Raw genomic sequence first — 611 nt, forward strand, 5'->3', positions numbered from 1 at the left:
CCTCGACACGATCGCGGCGGTGTGCCGGGAGCAGGGCGTGGGCTCGCCCGGCGTGGTCGTCCTCGGGGGCGTGGCGCGGGCCGGCCTGCTCGAGCCCGACCTCGACGGCGACGCCGCCGCGCTGGTGGCCGCCGAGCGGTCGCTGGCGGGTGTGCCGGCATGAGCGCCGTCCTCGTCGCGTGCTCGCACGGCACCCGCAGCCCGGCGGGGCGGGAGGTCGTCCGTCGCCTCGTCGCCGACCTGCGGTCCCTCGACCCGACGCTGGACGTCCGGCAGGCGTTCGTCGACGTGGAGGAGCCGCGCGTCCCCGACGTCGTCCGGGACGTCCTGCGCGAGGACGCCGGCAGGACCGTCGTCGTCGTCCCGCTGCTGCTGTCCGTGGGCGTCCACACCCGGCACGACATCGGCACCGCCGTCGAGGTCGGACGGGACGGTGCCGCCGTGGCGGCCGGCACCCTCGGGCCCGACCCGCGGCTCGTCACCGTCCTGCAGGAGCGGCTCGTCGAGGCCGGCGTCCGCCCGCAGGACGCCGTGGTGCTCGCCGCGGCGGGGTCCAGCGACCCGGCCGCGGCCGACGACGTCGAGGTGGTCCGCGCCGCGCTGCAGGCGCG

At 78.9% G+C, this 611-nt stretch carries 1 protein-coding gene; it reads left to right on the forward strand.

Features of this window, described 5'->3' with window-relative positions; translation table 11 throughout:
* Positions 1 to 159 precede the first annotated feature (159 nt).
* Positions 160 to 611 (forward strand): sirohydrochlorin chelatase (locus tag N866_RS19350; RefSeq protein WP_034230058.1); only part of this gene is annotated, 452 nt, incomplete at its 3' end.

This window comes from Actinotalea ferrariae CF5-4 (genome assembly GCF_000603945.1).
In the GTDB taxonomy this organism is placed as follows: Bacteria; Actinomycetota; Actinomycetes; order Actinomycetales; family Cellulomonadaceae; genus Actinotalea; species Actinotalea ferrariae.